Source organism: Actibacterium lipolyticum (assembly GCF_900184935.1).
GTDB lineage: Bacteria > Pseudomonadota > Alphaproteobacteria > Rhodobacterales > Rhodobacteraceae > Actibacterium_A > Actibacterium_A lipolyticum.
Genome location: NZ_FXYE01000002.1, coordinates 503,394 through 521,662, shown reverse-complemented (window position 1 = coordinate 521,662; position 18,269 = coordinate 503,394). Strand labels below are relative to the sequence as shown.

The following is an 18,269-nucleotide window of genomic DNA, read 5'->3' as shown; positions in this document are numbered from 1 at the left end:
CGCTTGGCCTTCGTTCCGGCGCGTTCTAAGCTGGTGCAAAGCGCAACACAAGCGAGCAGACATGTCAGACCTGATTGACGACCCGACACCGGGGATTAATGCCCCCGAATTTACCGTCACCGAACTTTCGGGTGCGGTGAAGCGCACGATCGAAGGTGAATTCAGCCATGTGCGTGTCCGTGGGGAGATTGGCCGCGTGTCGCGCCCGCGATCAGGGCATATCTATCTGGATCTGAAAGATGACCGCGCGGTCATCTCGGGTGTGATCTGGAAGGGCGTGGCCGCGCGCCTTGCCACGCAACCTGAAGAAGGGTTGGAGGTTGTCGCCACAGGCCGCCTGACTACATTCCCCGGCCAGTCGAAATACCAGATCGTGATCGAAGACATTGCGCCTGCGGGCATGGGTGCCCTTATGGCGATGCTGGAAAAGCGCAAGAAGGCACTGGAGGGGGAGGGGCTATTTGCGGCTGAACGGAAAAAACCGCTGCCCTATCTGCCCGAGGTCATCGGGGTCGTTACGTCGCCCTCGGGCGCGGTGATCCGCGATATCCTGCATCGCTTGCGGGATCGTTTCCCGCGCAAGGTTCTAATTTGGCCGGTTGCGGTGCAGGGGCAAAAATGCGCGCCCGAAGTGACCCGCGCCATCGAAGGGTTCAACCGTTTGACGCCCGGCGGCGCGCTGCCCCGGCCTGATCTGCTGATTGTCGCGCGGGGCGGTGGCTCGATCGAGGATTTGTGGGGCTTCAACGAAGAAAGTGTCGCCCGTGCGGCGGCTGCGTCTGACATTCCGCTTATCTCTGCGGTTGGGCACGAAACTGATACCACCCTGATTGACTTCGTTTCAGACCGGCGCGCGCCAACGCCCACCGCCGCCGCCGAATTGGCCGTGCCGGTGCGGATGGAGTTGCTGGCATGGGTCGATGGCCAATCCGCGCGCCTGACCCGCGGTATCACTCAGTCCACCACGCAGCGCGGGCAACGCCTGCGCGATCTGTCCCGTGCTTTGCCCAAACCCGGTGTTCTGGTCGAAGCTGCGCGTCAGCGGCTTGACTATACGTCTGACAGGCTTGGCCCATCGCTGCATGCAGCCGCCCAGAAAAAGCGCGTTCGCATGGTCGAGGTCAGCGGCTCTTTGCGCCCGGCAAGTTTGAACCGTCTGACGGCAGAGGCAAAGCGCCGCCTTGGCGACCGCACAAGCCGCCTGCAACCGCAACTTTTGACGCGCGATATTGAGCGTAAGAAAAATGATCTGGGCAAAATCCTTGCGCGTCTTGATCGGGTTGGGAATTCGCAAGTGGCTAAGTGGAGCACTGATCTGTCCGCCCTTGAACGTATGCGCCAAAGCTTGGGCTATGAAGAAACCTTAAAACGCGGATACGCGGTTGTCCGGTCCGGCGATCAGGTGATCACCACGAAATCAGCCGCCGAAAAAGCGACCGCGTTGGAAATTCAGTTTCAGGATGGCAGTTTCAAGATTGGCGCAAAGCCATCAAAGCCCAAATCAAAACCAACCCCGCCGCCTGAACAGGGTACGCTTCTTTAACTTTCAAATTTGGCTAAACATTCCGGTTACGGGCTGCTCCGCCGTAAGGCGGTGCAAAAAAGGAGTGCGCCGCAGGCGCGCAATTGGATCAGACCCCAACCCGTGGCCCCGGGCATATCAATGGTTCGGGGCTTTGATCCACTTCGATCAGTTGGGTGGCTTCCGGATCATTTTCAAACCGGGCCATTACGCCGTCCGATTCATTGAAAAAGCTCCAGCATTGGGGGGTGTCCGGCGCGTTTTCGTAGACAAAGCAGATCTGGCCCGCCTGTTCGTACCAGTGCCCCTCCATGCATTCACCATCCAGAAACGTCCAGATGACCCTGCGATCGGGCAAATACTGTTCCGCCCCATAGGCAACACCATCATTGCCAAAGTACAGGGTTTTGCCGGTCGCGTACCGTTCAAACGCGGCGCCGTTCATCGCCGGTTCGGCATAGGCGGGCGTGGCGGTAACTATAGCGGCAATCAGTATGGCACGGCGCATCGCAGAACCCTTAGCGGTTACAGGTGGTCTTAGGTTGGCATAGCGACCAGAAAAGTTCCATCCAAGTTGCCGTTACCCGGCGGTCTTCCACCGGGCCACGCGTTTGTCCATCACGCGCCGCCATAGCGTTGGGAACAGGGCCAACGTCGCCATCGCGGGCAGGCTGGCGGGAAGGGTGGGCGCGTCTTTCCGTTCGGGCAGGTGCAGTGCCGGATAGGCGCGGGTGGGGTGCGCGTGATGGTCGGAATGGCGCGGCGCGTTCAGCATTAAGTAGCTGGAAAACCAATGTGGCGCGTTCCAAGAATGGCGCTCTCCCACTGGTTCATAGCGGCCATTCGCGGATTTCGCGCGGCTTAGGCCGTAGTGTTGAACATAGTCCGACAGCAACAACTGCGCGGTCGCATAGCCGGCAAGGGCCAGATGGGCCAACAGGCCCGATATGCCAAACACTGCCGCGCTAAGCGCCAATAACACCACCGCTCCGCCGACGTAGCTGATATAGGGGTGGGTCCAAAGCGGGGGCTTGGGGCTGCGCGACCGGCGAAGATGGTTTTCCGCAACTAGACCGGCGCGGAACGATCCGATCCAAGCGCGCGGCGCGAACCGGTAATAGCTTTCCCCCAAATCGGCCGAATTCGGATCATCCGGCGTCGCGACAAACCTGTGGTGTACCTTTGGGTGGGCCGAAGCGTGATGGCCGAACAGGTGACTGATATAAACCCATCGCCCCAACGCCCGCAGCGGCCTTTGCCCCCGGTGGATAAGCTCATGCGCGTTCGAGTTGCTGACCTGCCCAAAGAAAAGGCCGAACGCGAAAAAGGCAGCGATGCGTTCGCTGACGCTCAGACCGCTGGTGCCCGATACGGCCCAGACCCCCAGCGCAAACAGCCCGAAATGAGCGACGGCGAGCGTGGCAGACAGGCCATCAGCGGCAGGGAACTCAGCGCCTTCCGGTGCGTCGGGCGTGATGATTGCCACAAGTTGGTCCAACAGGAACGCAAACGCCGTCAGATACGCAAGCGCCAGCCATATCCACACGCCCCCCGTCGCCGCCCCCAGCACAAGCAGCGGAAGAGGGGCCAACGTGGCCATCGCAAATAGGATAACAGAGCGTCGCTTGTTCATATTCTTCGTCATTCAGATCCCCGTGGGCGCACCATGGGCGAAAGCGCGCCCGCTTGCCAACCCCGTCGGGCTGAGGAATAGGATAGGCACCGGCGGAGGAAAGGGAAGGTTATGGGTATAAACACTGTGCTCTTTGGCGTGGCCGTCTGTGCGGCGGTTGCCTATTTGCCGCTTAGCAGTCGCACATCTTCGACGCGTAAAACCCTGATTAAGACTATTCCGCTGCCGCTGTTCGCGTTGATTGCCATTCTTGCCCACGCGCCATGGCTTTTGGTGATTGGGCTTGGGCTTTCCGCATTTGGTGATTTCGCCCTGTCACGCGAAGGCGAGTCTGCGTTCATGGCAGGCTTGATGGGCTTTGGCGCGGCGCATTTGGCATATATCGCTTTGTTCTTACCGCTGGGTGGAGGGCTGGACCTTGCCTTTGAATTGGCACCGCTACCTGCGATTGCCCTTCTGGTAATGGCCATATCGACCGAGTTTTGGCTGGCCCCGCATACCGGCGCGCTTCGTTGGGCGGTGCGGTGTTATGTGGTGCTGATCACAGTGATGGGGCTGGCCGCATTCGCGTTGCCGGCACAGTATCATCTGGCAACTGTGGGGGCGGGGCTTTTTGTGCTGTCTGATCTGATCCTGTCGGTTCAACTGTTTCGCTTGGCCCCGACATCTGCGGTAAAACGCCCCGCTGGATGGCTGCTTTGGGTGCTTTATGTGGCCGGGCAGGCGTTTATCTTGGCCGCGTTTGTTCCGCTGTCCCTTCCATAGGCCGGAAATAGCCATTAAGTGACGGATAACCGGAGGCACTCATGGCGTTTTTCAGAAAGCTCAAGGACAAGCTGTTCAAATCTTCTTCCAAGCTGGAAGAGGGGTTAGAGGCGATCGTTGACGAAGGCGGCGAAGAAGAACTGGTGGAGGCTGTTTCACAGCAAGAACCAGAGCCCGCTCCGCAGCCAGAACCCGAACCCGAAGTGGAACCCACACCGGAACCGCAGCCAGAGCCTGAACCTCTGCCAGAGCCGGAACCGGCCCCCGAACCAATCCCTGAGCCAGAGCCGCAGCCAGAACCAGAACCGACCCCGGTTCCGATGCCAGAGCCGCCTCAGCCGTTGGAAGAACCCGAACCCACGCCCGAACCCGTGAATGTGCCCATTCCCGGTGGTGATCAGGTTGAGGTTGACGTGCCAGTCGAGGCACCGGTTCTGCCCGATATCATGCCAGACCCCACACCCGTTGAAATGCCCACCTATTCCCCCGGCGGGGTTGAGGTAAGCGCAGACGCGGGCAAACCCGGCTTTCTGGGCCGTATTCTGGGGCGCAGCCAGCCAAAGACCGTCAAGCGCCGCGTGCTGGACGACGACATGCTGGAAAGCCTGGAAGAGCTGTTGATCACCGCCGATATGGGCGTGGATACCGCGCTACGCGTTACGGCCAACATGGCCGAGGGGCGGTTTGGCAAGAAGCTGTCGGTGGACGAGATTAAGGGCCTGCTGGCCAGCGAAATCGCACGGATCATGGAACCTGTGGCAAAACCTTTGCCGCTGTACCCGACACGCCCGCAGGTGGTGCTTGTGGTTGGGGTGAACGGTTCTGGCAAGACGACAACGATTGGCAAGCTTGCCAGCCAGTTCAAAGCAGCCGGTAAAAGCGTTGTGATTGCCGCCGGTGATACATTCCGCGCGGCGGCTGTTGAGCAACTGCAGGTTTGGGGCGATCGCGCGGGCGTGCCCGTGCTGACCGCGCCAGAAGGGTCTGACCCTGCATCGTTGGCCTATGACGCCATGACCAAGGCACAGGAAGACGGCGCAGATCTTTTGCTGATCGACACGGCCGGGCGGTTGCAAAACCGCGCCGACCTGATGGAAGAGCTGTCCAAGATCGTGCGCGTGATCCGTAAGAAAGACCCAGAGGCACCGCATAACACCCTGCTGGTGCTGGATGCGACCACGGGCCAGAACGCGCTTAATCAGGTGGATACGTTCCAAAAGCTTGCGGATGTGTCGGGCCTTGTGATGACCAAACTGGACGGGACGGCCAAGGGCGGTGTGCTGGTCGCGCTGGCGGATAAGTTCGGCCTGCCGATCCACGCCATTGGCGTCGGCGAACAGATCGATGATCTGGACGCGTTCGACCCCGAAGATTTCGCAAACGCGTTGGCTGGCGTCGAAAGCTGATCCAGTTGAAAACCCAAAGGCGCCTCGTTCTGTATGAGTGATTGGCTAATCTCCCTCGAAGGGACCGAGGCGGGCAAGACCTTGGCGCTGTCACTGGCGTTGATGGCCGCGTTTTTGCATGCGGTGTTTGGTGCGTTGCAAAAGGGGCGGTTCGACCCGTGGCTGTCGCGCGGGGCGATTGATATCTGGCTATTCGCGCTTAGCCTTCCCATCGCACTGTTTCTGGTGCCGTGGCCGCAGGGGCACGAATGGCTGATACTGCTGGGGACCGTGCCGATTCACCTGACTTATAAGCTGGGGATGGCGCTGGCCTATAGCAGGGGGTCGTTCACGGTTGTCTATCCCGTTGTGCGGGGCACGGGGCCGCTGTTCACGGTTGTTGGCGCGTGGCTTATCTTTGACGAGACATTCAGCGGCGTTCAGTGGCTGGGCGTTGCTGTTTTGTTGGCCGGTATCTTTGGCTTGGCCGTGTACAACCTGATCCACGTGGAAGTTGGCCGCGCTACTTTGGTGCCTGCGCTGTGGCTTGCGGTGGCGACGGGCGCGTTGGTGGCGCTTTACACCACCTATGATGCGTTCGGCATCCGCGCGACGCCTGATCCGTTCACGTTCTTGGCGTGGTTCTTCCTGATCACGGCTATCGATTTTCCGGTGCTGGCATTTTTGCGGTATCGCGCCATGAAGAACCCGCCCGACCTGCGCCCACTGTTGACGCGCGGGGCATTCGGCGCGGTGGTGGCCTATGGCAGTTTCGGATCGGTGATGATGGCCACACGGCTTGATAAAGTAGGAGAGGCCGCAGTGTTGCGCGAAACATCCACGGTGTTTGCGGCCCTGATCGGCTGGATTGTCCTAAAAGAAACCGTCGGCCCACGTCGGTTGGCCTTAATGACGTTGATTGCCCTTGGCGCTGTGATAGTTGAGATGGGCGCATAGGAGAGAACCCGTATGGCTGAAAAACAGATCAACCCGTTCGTTAGATTGGGGTTAGAGATCGGCCCGATCGTCGCATTCTTTGTGGCCTACGTGAAGCTGAAGGGGCAAACCTTTACCATCGGCGGCACCGACTATGACGGGTTCATCCTTGTCACCGCGGGCTTCATTCCGCTGATCCTTCTAAGCACATTTCTGATGTGGAAGCTGTCTGGTCACATCTCGAAGATGCAGATTGTAACTGCGGTGCTTGTGGTGGTGTTTGGCGGGCTGACGGTCTGGTTGAACGATGATCGCTTCATCAAGATGAAACCAACGATGATCTACACCCTGTTTGCGGGCATTCTTGGGTTCGGGCTTTTGCGCGGTGAGTCGTATTTGAAATACGTGATGGAAGGGATGATGCCGCTTCAGCACGAAGGCTGGCTTATCCTGACGAGGCGCTTGATGTTTTTCTTCGCCCTTCTGGCCATCCTGAACGAGGTGATCTGGCGCACGATGTCCACCGATGCGTGGGTGAATTTCAAAACCTTCGGCCTGACAGTGGCGATCTTCGTGTTTTTCATGACGCAAAATGGTTTGTTTCAGAAATACGCGATCGAAGAAAAGAACGGCTAAGCGGATGCGCTGGGCGTGTTAAACGCCCAGCGGTTGTTCATGCTTTACGCTTTGCCTTTGAACAACACATCCTGCGCTTTTTTATCTTTTTGCAGGTTCGAACGCTTTTCAGCCGCGACAGCGCGACCTTTTTGAACGCTGGGGCGGTTGCCCACCAGATCCAGCCAACGGGCAAGGTTGGGCTTGTCATCCAGCGTTTGTTGCTGCCCCTCCCACAACGAAGCCCAAGGCCAAATCGCCATATCGGCAATCGAATAGAAATCGCCTGCAACATATTCGTTCTTCGCCAGCTGCCGGTCCAATACGCCGTAAAGGCGCGCGGTTTCATTGCGATACCTGTCTTTGGCATAGGGCAGGTCGTTGGGTGGTTCCATGCTGGGTGCGTATTTCAGAAAGTGGTGGGCCTGTCCGGCCATCGGGCCGACGCCGCCCATCTGCCACATTAGCCACTGGTCAACTGCGATGCGGTCACGTTCGGTCGGGCCGCCGAACTTGCCAGTCTTGCGGGCAAGATACTGCAAAATGGCACCGGATTCGAAAATTGCGATCGGTTCGCCATCTGGCCCTTCGGGGTCAACGATTGCGGGCATTCTGTTGTTGGGGGCGATTTTCAGGAACTCCGGTTCAAACTGCTCGCCCGCGCCGATGTTCACCAGATGCAGGTTATAGGGCAGGCCCATTTCCTCTAGGGCGATGGAAACTTTCCAGCCGTTCGGGGTGGGCCAATAGTGCAGGTCGATCGGGGATGTCATGGGCGCGCTCCTTTGCTTGGGCATCAGGATGGTGTTTTCCCGACAAAGGGCAAGGGTAGGTTTACGCGCGGCGGTGCAAGAAGCCGTGACCAGCGGCGGCTTGAACCTTCGGGCACACAGTTACGCAAGGCTGTCAGTGGCATCCCTTCGCGCAGGAAGGCGCGGTACAGATCGAACATTCCGGGGCGCAGATAGGGGCTCCAATGGCACACGCGGCGCGAAGGCGGGGCGATGTGCAGCCCGATACGTGCCAGCCCCTCCAGCGTGTCGGGGTGGTCAATCTGAAGGTCCAGCCAGTTGCGGCGTTTTGAAAACCCGCCTTGCCCAAGCGCGCGGTCGCCGGGGCGGTGTGGGGCCACCAGACCTTCGAACATCAAATCGTAAAGATCGTTTTCCCGGCTGGTGATGTTCAGGAATTCGGCGCATTGCCCCGCAGGTGTATCAAGCGCGGCGCGGGCGCGGCTGGTCATTTCTGCCGGGGTCATCAGCACGACGCGGCGCAGCGCGCGCGGGGGCATCTGCGCCATCCCGCTTAGTGTGACGCGCGCACCCAGCGAATGGGTCATCACATCGACCCGCTGTCCGGGGCGCAATTGTGAAATGATGGCTGTCAGTTGCGCTAACGCCTTGCCTGCGTGTTCGGCATTGGCGCACGCGCGCCAAATATGCCCGGACGCGTCCCAGCCGAATGAAATGCAAAGCCCTTCGTTAGGGTGGAGGTCGGTGAACCCCAGTTCTGTGGGCCAAGAAATGGCACGGCGGTTTTTGGGTTTGGGCGACAGGGAAAGGATATGTTCGTGTGGCGAACGGCTTTCCTGAAACGGTGAAAACTTGAACCCGTGGATCAGCACGATCACCGGGGCCGTGCGGGGAACGCGGTGAAACGCATCGGCCAGAACGCCCTTTAGGTCGCCACCGTTTGCCGGGGCGGGCAGGTCATTCACGGCATTGATCTTGACGAGGGGCATTGGGGCAGCTCCCACTACATCTTGCGCACAGGGCTTAGCGTGGCCATACGACACCTGCGTGACCGGCCTGTTACAGATGCGTGACGTGCTTGACTGAAACCGGGTGCGGCGGTATGGCTCAGCCCGTGGCGATTTGTTACCGGATTGCGGGCCACGTTAAACATTCCGCTAAAGAGGTCAGGGATGTATTGCACCCCCGCCTTTCCCGGTCGGGGGTTTTTCTTTGCGCGGAGGATGCGCCGATGACGAAATGGAGCAAACGCACAAATCAAGTGCACGCTGGGACTCGCCGCAGCCAGTATGGTGAGGTGTCTGAGTCGATTTTCCTGACACAGGGATTCGTCTATGACACTGCCGAACAGGCAGAAGCGCGGTTCGTAGAGCTGGGCGAAGATGAGTTCATCTATGCCCGCTATGGCAACCCAACCGTTCGTATGTTCGAAGAACGTATCGCAGCCGTTGAAGGTGCTGAAGATGCCTTTGCCACGGCCAGCGGCATGGCGGCGGTGAACGCGGCACTGGTTTCGATGCTGAAGGCCGGCGATCACGTGGTTGCGTCGCGGGCGTTGTTTGGGTCGTGCCTCTATATCCTCGAAAACATTCTGGTGCGTTACGGCGTGTCGGTCAGCTTTGTTGACGGCACCGATCTGGACCAGTGGAAAAGCGCGATCACCGATCAGACAAAGGCTGTGTTCCTAGAGTCGGTTTCCAACCCAACGTTGGAAGTGATCGACCTGAAATCCGTATGCGAAATCGCCCATGCGGCTGGCGCGCTGGTGATCGTTGATAACGTGTTCGCAACGCCGACGTTTTCCAACGCGATTGAACTTGGCGCCGATGTCGTCGTCTATTCCGCGACCAAGCATATCGACGGGCAAGGGCGTTGCCTTGGCGGCGTGATCCTTGGCAGCGAAGACTATATTCGCGGCACACTTGAACCCTACATGAAGCATACCGGCGGCGCGATGAGCCCGTTTAACGCGTGGGTGATGCTGAAAGGTATCGAAACTCTTGACCTGCGGGTCCATGCGCAAAACGAAACTGCGCAAAAACTGGCCAACGCGCTGGAAGGCCACGAAAAGCTGTCGCGCGTGATCTATCCGGGGTTGGCATCGCACCCGCAGCACGACATCGCCATGGCGCAGATCGGGGCGGGCGGCACAATGTTGTCGATCGAACTGGCCGGTGGCCAAGAGGCCGCGTTCAAGTTCCTTAACACATTGGAACTGTTCACGATTACCAACAACCTTGGCGACGCGAAAAGCCTTGTTACCCATCCCGCGACGACCACGCATCAGCGTCTGTCGGATGAGCAAAAGGTAACGCTGGGCATCTCGCCCGGGTTGGTTCGCATTTCAGTCGGGCTGGAAGACAGCGCCGATTTGCTGGCCGATTTGACGAACGCGCTTGCGGTTACGTAACGACTAAAAACAGGGGCCGGACTGGACAGTTCGCAGATCGGCCCCACATGATGCCCGGGAAACATCGGTGAACGGGAGAGCCGGATGAACATCCATGATCGCGACCCTGATCGCGAAGAGGTCGAGCATGCGCTTGCCACTTTGCGCCGCTGGGCTCAGACCGCGCCAGAAGAAGAGCTTGCCGGTCTGGAGCCTCCATTGGCACGCCTTGTGCCGGGCGCAGAGCTGTCTAATGGCCCCGCGTTGCGGCGCGCCTATCCCGAAGAATTCACCGTGGATGAGGCGTATAAAGCCACGTTGCCCGACCTTCAGAATGGTCCCTCCAGCCTGATCCGTGGGGCAAAACAGGCGATTCAGCATGTCGGCATTTCCAACTTTCGCCTGCCCATCCGGTTTCACACACGCGACGATGGCGACCTGACGCTTGAAACTTCGGTCACGGGCACCGTCAGCCTAGAGGCCGAAAAGAAGGGCATCAACATGTCGCGCATCATGCGCAGCTTTTATGGCCACGCTGAACGCGCCTTTAGCTTTGAGGTGATCGATTCCGCGCTGGATGCCTATAAGCGCGACCTAGACAGTTTCGATGCCCGCATCATGATGCGCTTTTCCTTCCCGGTTTTGCGCCCGTCGCTGCGGTCGGGGCTGGAAGGTTATCAATATTACGACATCGCGCTGGAACTGGTTGAACAGGACGGCGTGCGTAAAAAGATCATGCATGTGGATTACGTCTATTCCTCGACCTGCCCATGCTCGCTTGAATTGGCCGAACACGCGCGTCAGGTGCGCGGGCAAATGGCGACGCCGCACGCCCAGCGTTCGGTCGCGCGGGTATCGGTTCTGTTGGCCGACGGGGCAGAGTGTCTGTGGTTCGAAGACCTGATCGACATGTGCCGCGACGCCGTGCCGACGGAAACGCAGGTGATGGTAAAGCGCGAAGACGAACAGGCCTTTGCCGAGCTGAACGCCGCGAACCCGATTTTCGTCGAAGACGCCGCACGGCTGTTCTGTGAAGGGCTGCGCAATGATGCGCGCATTTCCGATTTCCGCGTTGTGGCCAGCCATCAGGAAAGCCTGCACAGCCACGATGCCGTCAGCGTTCTGGTCGAAGGGCCGACCTTTGCCAACGAAAGCCTAGACCCACAGCTTTTTGCGACGCTGATCCACCGGGGCTAAGTTCGCACGATCTTGACAGTCGCGCGCGGCGGGGCCAAGCCTTCGAACATGATCGATCTACGCCCTGTTGTTTATGTCATCGGCCTGCTTGTCGCTGTTTTGGGCGTCACGATGCTGATTCCGCTAAGTGTTGACCTGTGGGTCGGCAATGGCGAATGGGCGGTTTTCCTAGAGGCGTCGATCCTGACCGTGTTGACGGGGGGCGTGCTTGCGCTTGCGTCTTCTAACGGGGTCGAATCTGGCCTGACGCTGCGCCAGACCTTTTTGCTGACAACGGGCGTCTGGCTGATCTTGCCGATTTTCGGCTCAATCCCCTTTCTGATCGGGGCAACGGACGCGCGGTTGGTCGATGCGTTCTTTGAGGCGATGTCGGGGCTTACCACCACAGGTTCCACCGTTTTTTCCGGTCTGGATGATCTGCCCGCCGGGTTGCTGCTGTGGCGGTCTATGCTGCAATGGTTCGGCGGGGTCGGGATTATTGTCGTGGCGATGGTCTTCTTGCCGGAACTGAAGGTCGGGGGGATGCAAATCTTCCGATCCGAGGCTTTTGACACCGACGGCAAAGTGCTGCCGCGCGCCGCGCAGATTGCGGCGCGTATTTCGGTTATCTATCTGCTTCTGACGATCGCTTGTTTCGTCGCCTATCTGCTTGTCGGGATGGCGCGGTTTGATGCGCTGAACCACGCGCTGACGACGATGTCGACGGGTGGTTTTTCGAACCGTGATGCCTCTTTCGGGGCGTTTCAGGGCGCGCCGGAATACATCGCATCGATCTTTATGGTTTTGGCGAGCTTGCCGTTCGTGCGCTACGTTCAGATCATGGCTGGTCATTCCGGCCCGATCTTGCGCGACAGTCAGGTCAGGGTGTTTCTGATCACGATTTCGGTGCTTGTCGCGGTGCTGACGGTGTTTCGCGTTGTGGTAAATGACGACCATATGGAGCATGCGTTCCGCGAGGCGATTTTTAACGTCACCTCAATCATGACCGGCACTGGATACGCCAGCGTTGATTACCAGCTTTGGGGCGCGTTCCCGGTTGTGGTCTTCTTCTTTATCGGGCTGGTTGGCGGCTGCGCTGGATCGACCTGCTGTTCGATCAAAGTATTCCGTTTTCAGCTTTTGTTTGCGTCCATCCGCACCCAGATTAGCCGCATCTATGCACCGCATGGGGTGTTTGCCCCCCGTTATGACGGGCGCCCTGTGTCCGAAGATGTGCTGTCTTCGGTCATGGCGTTCTTTGTGCTGTTCGTGGTGTCGTTGGGCATTCTGTCGGTGCTTTTGGCGCTGACCGGGCTGGATTTCGTGACCTCGGTTTCCGGGGCCGCCACGGCGCTGGCCAACATCGGGCCGGGGCTGGGCGATATCATTGGGCCTTCTGGGAACTTCTCTGAAATCAACGACACGGCAAAGTGGCTGCTAGCCGCCGCGATGTTGATCGGGCGGCTAGAGCTTTTGGCGGTTTACGCAATGTTGACCGTTCAGTTCTGGCGCGGCTGACGGGTTACTTCCAACAACTGACCAGCACAGCCATATCAGAGGCAAACGTGGTCAGGTCAACCGGGTCCATCGGCCCGCTGTTATCCGACGCAGCCATCGGAACCCCACTGGCCGACAGGAACCCGGCAACAGTCGGAACGTTGGCGGCAAAGTTCACATCGTCGGGCAGTTTGCGGCTGCCTTGATCCTTCGTCAGAAGAACCCCCATTACCGCGCCGGTGGCGTCAAAGACGGGGCCACCAGCATCGCCGGGCAGGGTGTTCAGGGCAAGCCGGTTGATCCCGTCTTCGCCGGAAAGCCCGCGCAGGTCTGCCAGTTTGCCGTAGGTCAGCACAGGCAGGTCAAGCGCGTCGCCATACGAAAAACCGGCAACGGCAACGTCAGATTGCAAACGCGGAACGCCGGTTTGGAAGGCCGCATAGGCGATAGGTGCAAGCGGTTCGTTCGGGCGCAAAACCGCAAGGCCCAGCGTTTCGTCGACTGCGGCGATTTCGGCGTCATATTCATCAGCGATGGTCAGGCGTTGGCATTGATCCAGGACTTCTGAGGTCGTCAGCACCGTGCCTTGGCCATCGACGTAAAAACCTGTGCGTGCGACATCCGCGCGGCGAATTTCCAGCCCAGACATCAGGTCGATGCTTTGTTCGGGACTGGCTTCGCCGATTGTGTCGTCTAGGGCGCGGTCGCCGAAGGGCTCAAAGCTGTCGCGCATGATTTGTGCGGCGCGGTTCATCAGCTTTTCGTCTTCGGGCCGCCACGTCAGCGTGAAGCCCTTAACCATCCCATTGGCCAAAGCGGCATAGGTGTAAGAATGCAGCTCGTCGTTCTGACCCGTCAGCACAAATGACCGCTTGTTGCGTTCGCGCGCGCCGTTCAGGGGAACGATTTCCAGCGTTTGCATGATGTCATAAAGGCCAAACAAGGTGTTTTGATCGCCCGTCTGGCTGATCAGCAGAACCCGCACGCCGTTGTTGGCGGTGTTGTCATAGTGCGCAAATGGCGGCTCATAGCGGGCGAATTCGACCATGCCGGTTGGCATTGTGACACTGATACCGGCCTTGCTGTCATCAACCGTGCGCAACCCAAGCGAGGCGAAGGCATCACGGTAACCTTTCATCAAGGCCTGACGTTGTTTGGTGGTCAGAACCCCAGTCGGGTCATACGCCATCGCGGCCTGATATGCGGCCATCGCGTTGCGGGTGCCGGGGCCGAATGACCCATCAATCGCGGCTGTATAGAACCCTTCCCATTTCAGGGCTTCTTGCAGCTCCATCCGTTCTTCGCGGGTTAGGTCACGTTCTGCGCGGCGTGCTTGGGCGGGTGTTTCATCGGGCAGGGCGGTCGGCTGAACAATGGTTGGCGCGGGTTCAACTGGGGTGACACGGGCTGTTGCGCCGATGGGCCAGAATTGCTGTTGAAAGGTTGCTCCGTCGGAAAGATAGCTGTCTGACGGGATCAGGCGTTCGCGGCGCAAAGCCTGCAACTGATTGGCCGCGCCTTCGGCCGTGAAAGGCCCAAGCGCAATCGCATACCAACCGGATCGAAGCTGGAAACCCGCGACGTTGGAAAACGCGTTTGCGTATGCCCGCGCGCGGTCTTGTGCTTGGCGCAATGTTGGGCGTGCTTCAATTTGCACCCAAACACTGTTTTGCGCCGCTGCCGGAATTGCCCAAATCAAAATCAAAAACACAAATGCAATTACTTGCCGCATTACCCGAAAATTCCCTGTTTCTTGCGCCAAATGGCGAATCCGACCCAAAGGCTACCAAAGCCATGAGCGTTTGCACGTCAATTATCCTTGGCAGCGCCGATTGACCATACCGCCCAGCTTGCATATTGAGACGCTGTTTCCCATCAGCGGGGCCAAGGAACATGACCGACAGCACTCCCCGTAGCTTTCAGGAGATCATCCTGAGACTGCAGAACTACTGGGCAGCAAAGGGCTGCGCGGTGCTTCAACCTTATGATATGGAAGTGGGCGCAGGCACGTTCCACCCGGCAACAACGTTGCGCGCGCTAGGCTCTAAGCCTTGGGCGGCGGCGTATGTACAGCCGTCGCGCCGCCCCACCGATGGCCGGTACGGTGAAAACCCGAACCGCCTGCAGCATTATTACCAGTTCCAAGTCTTGATCAAACCAAGCCCGCCGGACCTGCAAGAACTGTATCTTGGCAGCCTTGAGGCGATTGGCATCGACATGGACCTGCACGACATCCGCTTTGTAGAGGATGACTGGGAAAGCCCAACGCTGGGCGCGTGGGGCCTTGGCTGGGAAGTCTGGTGTGACGGCATGGAAGTCAGCCAGTTCACCTATTTCCAACAAGTTGGCGGGCATGATTGTCACCCCGTCTCGGGCGAGCTGACCTATGGGTTGGAACGTTTGGCGATGTACGTTCTGGGCGTCGATCACGTGATGGACATGCCTTACAACGATCCACAGACGCCGATCCCGTTGAAATACGGTGATGTATTCCGCCAGACAGAGGCCGAATATTCGCGCTGGAACTTTGACATTGCGGATACCGCATCCCTGCTGAAGCATTTCGAAGATGCCGAGGCAGAGTGTGAGGCGATCCTGACGCATCCTTACGAAGATCCGAAAACCGGCAAGCGTATTGTGATGGCGCACCCGGCCTATGATCAGTGCATCAAGGCCAGTCACCTGTTTAACCTGTTGGACGCGCGCGGCGTTATTTCGGTCACGGAACGTCAGGCCTATATCGGGCGTGTGCGGGCGTTGGCCAAGAAATGCGCGGATGCGTTTGTTCAGACCGAAGCAGGCGGGTGGGCCGCAGAATGACAATGGGCAAACTGCTTGCGGGGTTTATTGTTGTGTCGGCATTGGCAGCGGGTATCGCGATCTATTACCTTCAGGTTTACGCGTTCTATGAACCCGTGAAAGCCGTCGGACAGGATGATGTGGTGCTGACCAGCCTCGTGTCTGGCGCGCCAGAAGGCATCATCTATGACGAGTTTGAAGCGATTGACGCCGAAAGCTCCCCCTTGCGGTATCGCGCCTGTTTCACCACCCCAATGAGCCAGTCGATGCTGACCGAAACCTATCAGGTCTTTGACAAAGCTGTGCCGCTGATTGGCCCCGGTTGGTTTGATTGCTACGACGCCAACGAAGTGGGCGAAGCGCTGTCTGATGGTCGCGCGATTGCCTTTATGGGCCAAGAAAACGTGACCTATGGCGTTGATCGCATCGTTGCCGTTCTGGATGATGGTCGCGGTTTCGTCTGGAACCAGATCAACCATTGTGGCGAAGTTGTCTTTGAAGGCAAACCAGCCCCCGAAGGCTGCCCAACCCCGCCGGAGAATTACTGATGCCCGACTTGCTGATCGAACTCTTCTCCGAAGAAATCCCTGCGCGTATGCAGGCCCGCGCCCGCGCTGATTTGCAAAAGCGTGTGACTGACGGCTTGGTTGATGCTGGCCTGACCTACGCCTCGGCGGCTGCGTTTTCGACGCCACGCCGCTTGGTGCTGACGGTCGAAGGTTTGACCGACGAAAGCCCGAACCTGCGCGAAGAGCGTAAAGGCCCACGCACCGACGCCCCCGAAAAGGCGTTGGAGGGGTTCTTGCGCGCCACTGGTCTGTCCAAGGATCAGTTGGAAATTCGTGACGATAAAAAGGGTCAGGTTTACTTTGCCGTGATCGAAAAAGCGGGCCGCCCTGCGGCTGCGATCGCGGGTGAGGTTCTGGAAGATGTGATCCGCAACTTCCCATGGCCGAAATCCATGCGTTGGGGCAGCGGCAGCTTGCGCTGGGTGCGTCCACTGCATTCGATCCTGTGCATCCTGACACGTGAAGACGGGGCAGAGATTGTTCCGCTGACCATTGATGGCATCGAAGCGGGCAACACCACCGCCGGGCACCGGTTCATGGGGCCAGAGCAGTTTTCTGTTACATCGTTTGACGATTATTCCGCCAAGCTGAAAAAAGCCAAGGTGATGATCGACACAGCCGAACGTGCCGAACACATCTGGCACGACGCATCGAACATGGCGTTCGCGCAAGGCTTGGAAGTTGTCGAAGACAAGGGCCTGTTGGAAGAGGTCGCAGGCTTGGTCGAATGGCCGGTCGTTCTGATGGGCGAAATCGGCGCTGCGTTCTTGGAACTACCGCCCGAGGTTTTGCAAACCTCGATGAAAGAGCATCAGAAGTTCTTTTCGGTGCGCGATCCCAAGACAGGCAAGATCGTTAAGTTCGTGACCGTCGCCAACCGCGAAACCGCGGACAATGGCGCAACCATCCTTGCCGGGAACCAAAAGGTTCTGTCGGCGCGTTTGTCGGATGCCAAGTTCTTTTGGGAAAACGACCTGCGCGAAGCCAAGGCTGGGATGGGGACGTGGCTTGAAAAGCTGGGCAACGTGACATTCCACAACAAGCTGGGCACACAAGGCGCGCGTATCGAACGCGTTGCCAAGTTGGCACATGACCTTGGGCCGCTTGTTGGGGCGGATGCGGATGCCACGCAAAAGGCAGCCCAGATTGCCAAGGCGGATCTTGCCTCGGAAATGGTTTATGAGTTCCCGGAACTGCAGGGAACGATGGGCCGGTACTATGCCGAAGCTGCCGGGCTTGACGCCGAAGTCGCTGAAGTCGCCGAAATGCATTACAAACCGCTTGGCCCGTCAGATGACCTGCCGGTTAATCCAATTTCTATCGCGGTTTCGATTGCTGATAAGATGGATACGCTGACCGGCTTCTGGGCGATTGACGAAAAACCGACAGGTTCAAAAGACCCGTTCGCGCTGCGCCGTGCAGCGTTGGGGATCATTCGCACCGTCTTGGGCAATGACCTGCGCATCGGGCTTGAGCGGCTGATCGACATTCAGTTGCTGAACCACACCATCGCGCAAAGCACCGACACCGCCGAAGAGCGCGAGGTTTATTTCCTGCACCACATGGTGGATGAAATCGCGCGCCACGGCGTGTTCGGCGCCGCGTTCCGCGCGGTCTTGGACAAGCTGGACGGCGAAGACGAACCGTTTGAGGTGGAAGAGGGGACTTGGCTTGCCAACCTGCGCGCCTCGTTGCCGGAAGTTAGCGATGATTTGCTTGGCTTCTTCCACGACCGGCTAAAGGTTCACTTGCGTGACGAAGGTATTCGCCACGACGTTATCGACGCCTGCATCAACATGCCTGCCAGCGATGATTTGACCCTTTTGGTCAAACGCGCCGAAGCCTTGGCCGCGTTCTTGGCCACGGAAGACGGTGTAAATCTGCTGCAGGGCTTTAAGCGTGCCAATAACATTCTGACCCAAGCCGAAGAAAAGGATGGGGTCGAATACCGCTTTGGCGCGGATGCCAAGTTTGCCGAAGGCGACGAAGAAAAGGCTCTGTTTACAGCGCTGGACAACAGCGAAGCAACAATCGCCAACGCATTGAAAGAAGAAGACTTCGCCGTTGCGATGGGGGCTATGGCTGACCTGCGCGCGCCGATCGACGCCTTTTTTGAGGCCGTTCAGGTGAATACAGACAATCAGGTCGTGCGACGCAATCGCCTTAATCTGCTTCACAGAATTCGCGAGACCTGTCTTCAGGTCGCCGATCTTGGTTGCATAGAAGGCTAA

17 protein-coding genes and 1 riboswitch are annotated in these 18,269 nt (G+C 58.6%); of the genes, 11 read left to right on the top strand and 6 right to left on the bottom strand.

Annotation, left to right across the window (positions count from 1 at the left end; translation table 11 throughout):
• Window positions 1-61: 61 nt before the first annotated feature.
• Window positions 62-1,543, top strand: a complete 1,482-nt coding sequence (gene xseA / locus COL8621_RS11220; protein ID WP_093967449.1) for an exodeoxyribonuclease VII large subunit — start codon at window positions 62-64, stop codon at window positions 1,541-1,543.
• A gap of 88 nt (window positions 1,544-1,631) precedes the next feature.
• Here xseA and COL8621_RS11215 read toward each other — a convergent pair whose 3' ends face one another.
• On the bottom strand, window positions 1,632-2,030 hold the full coding sequence (locus COL8621_RS11215; protein ID WP_093967448.1) for a hypothetical protein: 399 nt from the start codon (window positions 2,028-2,030) through the stop codon (window positions 1,632-1,634).
• 72 nt (window positions 2,031-2,102) lie between these two features.
• Window positions 2,103-3,167 (bottom strand): alkane 1-monooxygenase, encoded by a 1,065-nt coding sequence (locus COL8621_RS11210; RefSeq protein ID WP_235823842.1) that lies wholly within the window; start codon window positions 3,165-3,167, stop codon window positions 2,103-2,105.
• Between the two features lie 99 nt (window positions 3,168-3,266).
• Between COL8621_RS11210 and COL8621_RS11205 the strand changes: the two genes are divergently transcribed.
• Genes COL8621_RS11205 through COL8621_RS11190 form a run of 4 tightly spaced genes read left to right on the top strand, consistent with a single transcriptional unit; the run spans window position 3,267 to window position 6,877 of the window.
• Window positions 3,267-3,920, top strand: coding sequence for a lysoplasmalogenase family protein (locus tag COL8621_RS11205; protein WP_093967447.1), 654 nt, complete (start codon window positions 3,267-3,269; stop codon window positions 3,918-3,920).
• 41 nt (window positions 3,921-3,961) lie between these two features.
• Window positions 3,962-5,326, top strand: a complete 1,365-nt coding sequence (gene ftsY / locus COL8621_RS11200) for a signal recognition particle-docking protein FtsY (RefSeq protein WP_093967446.1) — start codon at window positions 3,962-3,964, stop codon at window positions 5,324-5,326.
• 33 nt (window positions 5,327-5,359) lie between these two features.
• A complete protein-coding gene (locus COL8621_RS11195; RefSeq protein ID WP_093967445.1) occupies window positions 5,360-6,262 on the top strand; it encodes an EamA family transporter in 903 nt (300 codons plus the stop codon).
• 12 nt (window positions 6,263-6,274) lie between these two features.
• Window positions 6,275-6,877: an inner membrane-spanning protein YciB gene (locus COL8621_RS11190; protein WP_093967444.1), complete on the top strand. Its 603-nt coding sequence runs from the start codon at window positions 6,275-6,277 to the stop codon at window positions 6,875-6,877.
• Between the two features lie 44 nt (window positions 6,878-6,921).
• Here the strand turns inward: COL8621_RS11190 and COL8621_RS11185 are convergent, their stop codons facing one another.
• Window positions 6,922-7,629 carry a glutathione S-transferase family protein gene (locus tag COL8621_RS11185; protein WP_093968532.1) on the bottom strand — a complete coding sequence of 236 codons (708 nt, stop codon included), beginning with the start codon at window positions 7,627-7,629 and terminating at the stop codon, window positions 6,922-6,924.
• A 23-nt stretch (window positions 7,630-7,652) separates the two neighbouring features.
• On the bottom strand, window positions 7,653-8,597 hold the full coding sequence (locus COL8621_RS11180) for an alpha/beta hydrolase (protein WP_093967443.1): 945 nt from the start codon (window positions 8,595-8,597) through the stop codon (window positions 7,653-7,655).
• A gap of 115 nt (window positions 8,598-8,712) precedes the next feature.
• A riboswitch (SAM riboswitch) is annotated at window positions 8,713-8,790 on the top strand.
• 49 nt (window positions 8,791-8,839) lie between these two features.
• Between COL8621_RS11180 and metZ the strand changes: the two genes are divergently transcribed.
• From metZ to COL8621_RS11165, 3 genes are all read left to right on the top strand, one after another.
• On the top strand, window positions 8,840-10,018 hold the full coding sequence (metZ, locus tag COL8621_RS11175) for an O-succinylhomoserine sulfhydrylase (RefSeq protein WP_093967442.1): 1,179 nt from the start codon (window positions 8,840-8,842) through the stop codon (window positions 10,016-10,018).
• A gap of 84 nt (window positions 10,019-10,102) precedes the next feature.
• Window positions 10,103-11,194: a GTP cyclohydrolase FolE2 gene (gene folE2, locus COL8621_RS11170; RefSeq protein ID WP_093967441.1), complete on the top strand. Its 1,092-nt coding sequence runs from the start codon at window positions 10,103-10,105 to the stop codon at window positions 11,192-11,194.
• A gap of 48 nt (window positions 11,195-11,242) precedes the next feature.
• Window positions 11,243-12,691 carry a TrkH family potassium uptake protein gene (locus tag COL8621_RS11165; RefSeq protein WP_093968531.1) on the top strand — a complete coding sequence of 483 codons (1,449 nt, stop codon included), beginning with the start codon at window positions 11,243-11,245 and terminating at the stop codon, window positions 12,689-12,691.
• A gap of 4 nt (window positions 12,692-12,695) precedes the next feature.
• Here COL8621_RS11165 and COL8621_RS11160 read toward each other — a convergent pair whose 3' ends face one another.
• A complete protein-coding gene (locus COL8621_RS11160; RefSeq protein ID WP_235823841.1) occupies window positions 12,696-14,327 on the bottom strand; it encodes a serine protease in 1,632 nt (543 codons plus the stop codon).
• On the bottom strand, window positions 14,317-14,565 hold the full coding sequence (locus tag COL8621_RS19155; RefSeq protein WP_176438465.1) for a hypothetical protein: 249 nt from the start codon (window positions 14,563-14,565) through the stop codon (window positions 14,317-14,319). The genes COL8621_RS11160 and COL8621_RS19155 overlap by 11 nt, the downstream gene beginning before the upstream one ends.
• Here COL8621_RS19155 and COL8621_RS11155 point away from each other — a divergent pair.
• The 3 genes from COL8621_RS11155 to glyS are packed head-to-tail and all read left to right on the top strand — an operon-like array spanning window position 14,564 to window position 18,269.
• A complete protein-coding gene (locus COL8621_RS11155; RefSeq protein WP_093967439.1) occupies window positions 14,564-15,490 on the top strand; it encodes a glycine--tRNA ligase subunit alpha in 927 nt (308 codons plus the stop codon). The genes COL8621_RS19155 and COL8621_RS11155 overlap by 2 nt on opposite strands.
• 2 nt (window positions 15,491-15,492) lie before the next feature.
• Entirely contained in the window at window positions 15,493-16,017 is a 525-nt protein-coding gene (locus COL8621_RS11150) for a DUF6446 family protein (protein ID WP_093968530.1), read from the top strand.
• Window positions 16,017-18,269 (top strand): glycine--tRNA ligase subunit beta, encoded by a 2,253-nt coding sequence (gene glyS / locus COL8621_RS11145; protein ID WP_093967438.1) that lies wholly within the window; start codon window positions 16,017-16,019, stop codon window positions 18,267-18,269. The genes COL8621_RS11150 and glyS overlap by 1 nt, the downstream gene beginning before the upstream one ends.

Excerpts from the sequence above, each read along its gene's own strand:
- COL8621_RS11205 (WP_093967447.1), top strand. The coding sequence starts at position 3,267 with ATGGGTATAAACACTGTGCTCTTTGGCGTGGCCGTCTGTGCGGCGGTT.
- folE2 (WP_093967441.1), top strand. The coding sequence starts at position 10,103 with ATGAACATCCATGATCGCGACCCTGATCGCGAAGAGGTCGAGCATGCG.
- glyS (WP_093967438.1), top strand. The coding sequence starts at position 16,017 with ATGCCCGACTTGCTGATCGAACTCTTCTCCGAAGAAATCCCTGCGCGT.
- COL8621_RS11180 (WP_093967443.1), bottom strand. The coding sequence starts at position 8,597 with ATGCCCCTCGTCAAGATCAATGCCGTGAATGACCTGCCCGCCCCGGCA.
- COL8621_RS11215 (WP_093967448.1), bottom strand. The coding sequence starts at position 2,030 with ATGCGCCGTGCCATACTGATTGCCGCTATAGTTACCGCCACGCCCGCC.
- metZ (WP_093967442.1), top strand. The coding sequence starts at position 8,840 with ATGACGAAATGGAGCAAACGCACAAATCAAGTGCACGCTGGGACTCGC.
- ftsY (WP_093967446.1), top strand. The coding sequence starts at position 3,962 with ATGGCGTTTTTCAGAAAGCTCAAGGACAAGCTGTTCAAATCTTCTTCC.
- xseA (WP_093967449.1), top strand. The coding sequence starts at position 62 with ATGTCAGACCTGATTGACGACCCGACACCGGGGATTAATGCCCCCGAA.
- COL8621_RS11155 (WP_093967439.1), top strand. The coding sequence starts at position 14,564 with ATGACCGACAGCACTCCCCGTAGCTTTCAGGAGATCATCCTGAGACTG.
- COL8621_RS11150 (WP_093968530.1), top strand. The coding sequence starts at position 15,493 with ATGGGCAAACTGCTTGCGGGGTTTATTGTTGTGTCGGCATTGGCAGCG.
- COL8621_RS11190 (WP_093967444.1), top strand. The coding sequence starts at position 6,275 with ATGGCTGAAAAACAGATCAACCCGTTCGTTAGATTGGGGTTAGAGATC.
- COL8621_RS11185 (WP_093968532.1), bottom strand. The coding sequence starts at position 7,629 with ATGACATCCCCGATCGACCTGCACTATTGGCCCACCCCGAACGGCTGG.
- COL8621_RS11165 (WP_093968531.1), top strand. The coding sequence starts at position 11,243 with ATGATCGATCTACGCCCTGTTGTTTATGTCATCGGCCTGCTTGTCGCT.
- COL8621_RS11210 (WP_235823842.1), bottom strand. The coding sequence starts at position 3,167 with ATGACGAAGAATATGAACAAGCGACGCTCTGTTATCCTATTTGCGATG.
- COL8621_RS19155 (WP_176438465.1), bottom strand. The coding sequence starts at position 14,565 with ATGTTCCTTGGCCCCGCTGATGGGAAACAGCGTCTCAATATGCAAGCT.
- COL8621_RS11195 (WP_093967445.1), top strand. The coding sequence starts at position 5,360 with ATGAGTGATTGGCTAATCTCCCTCGAAGGGACCGAGGCGGGCAAGACC.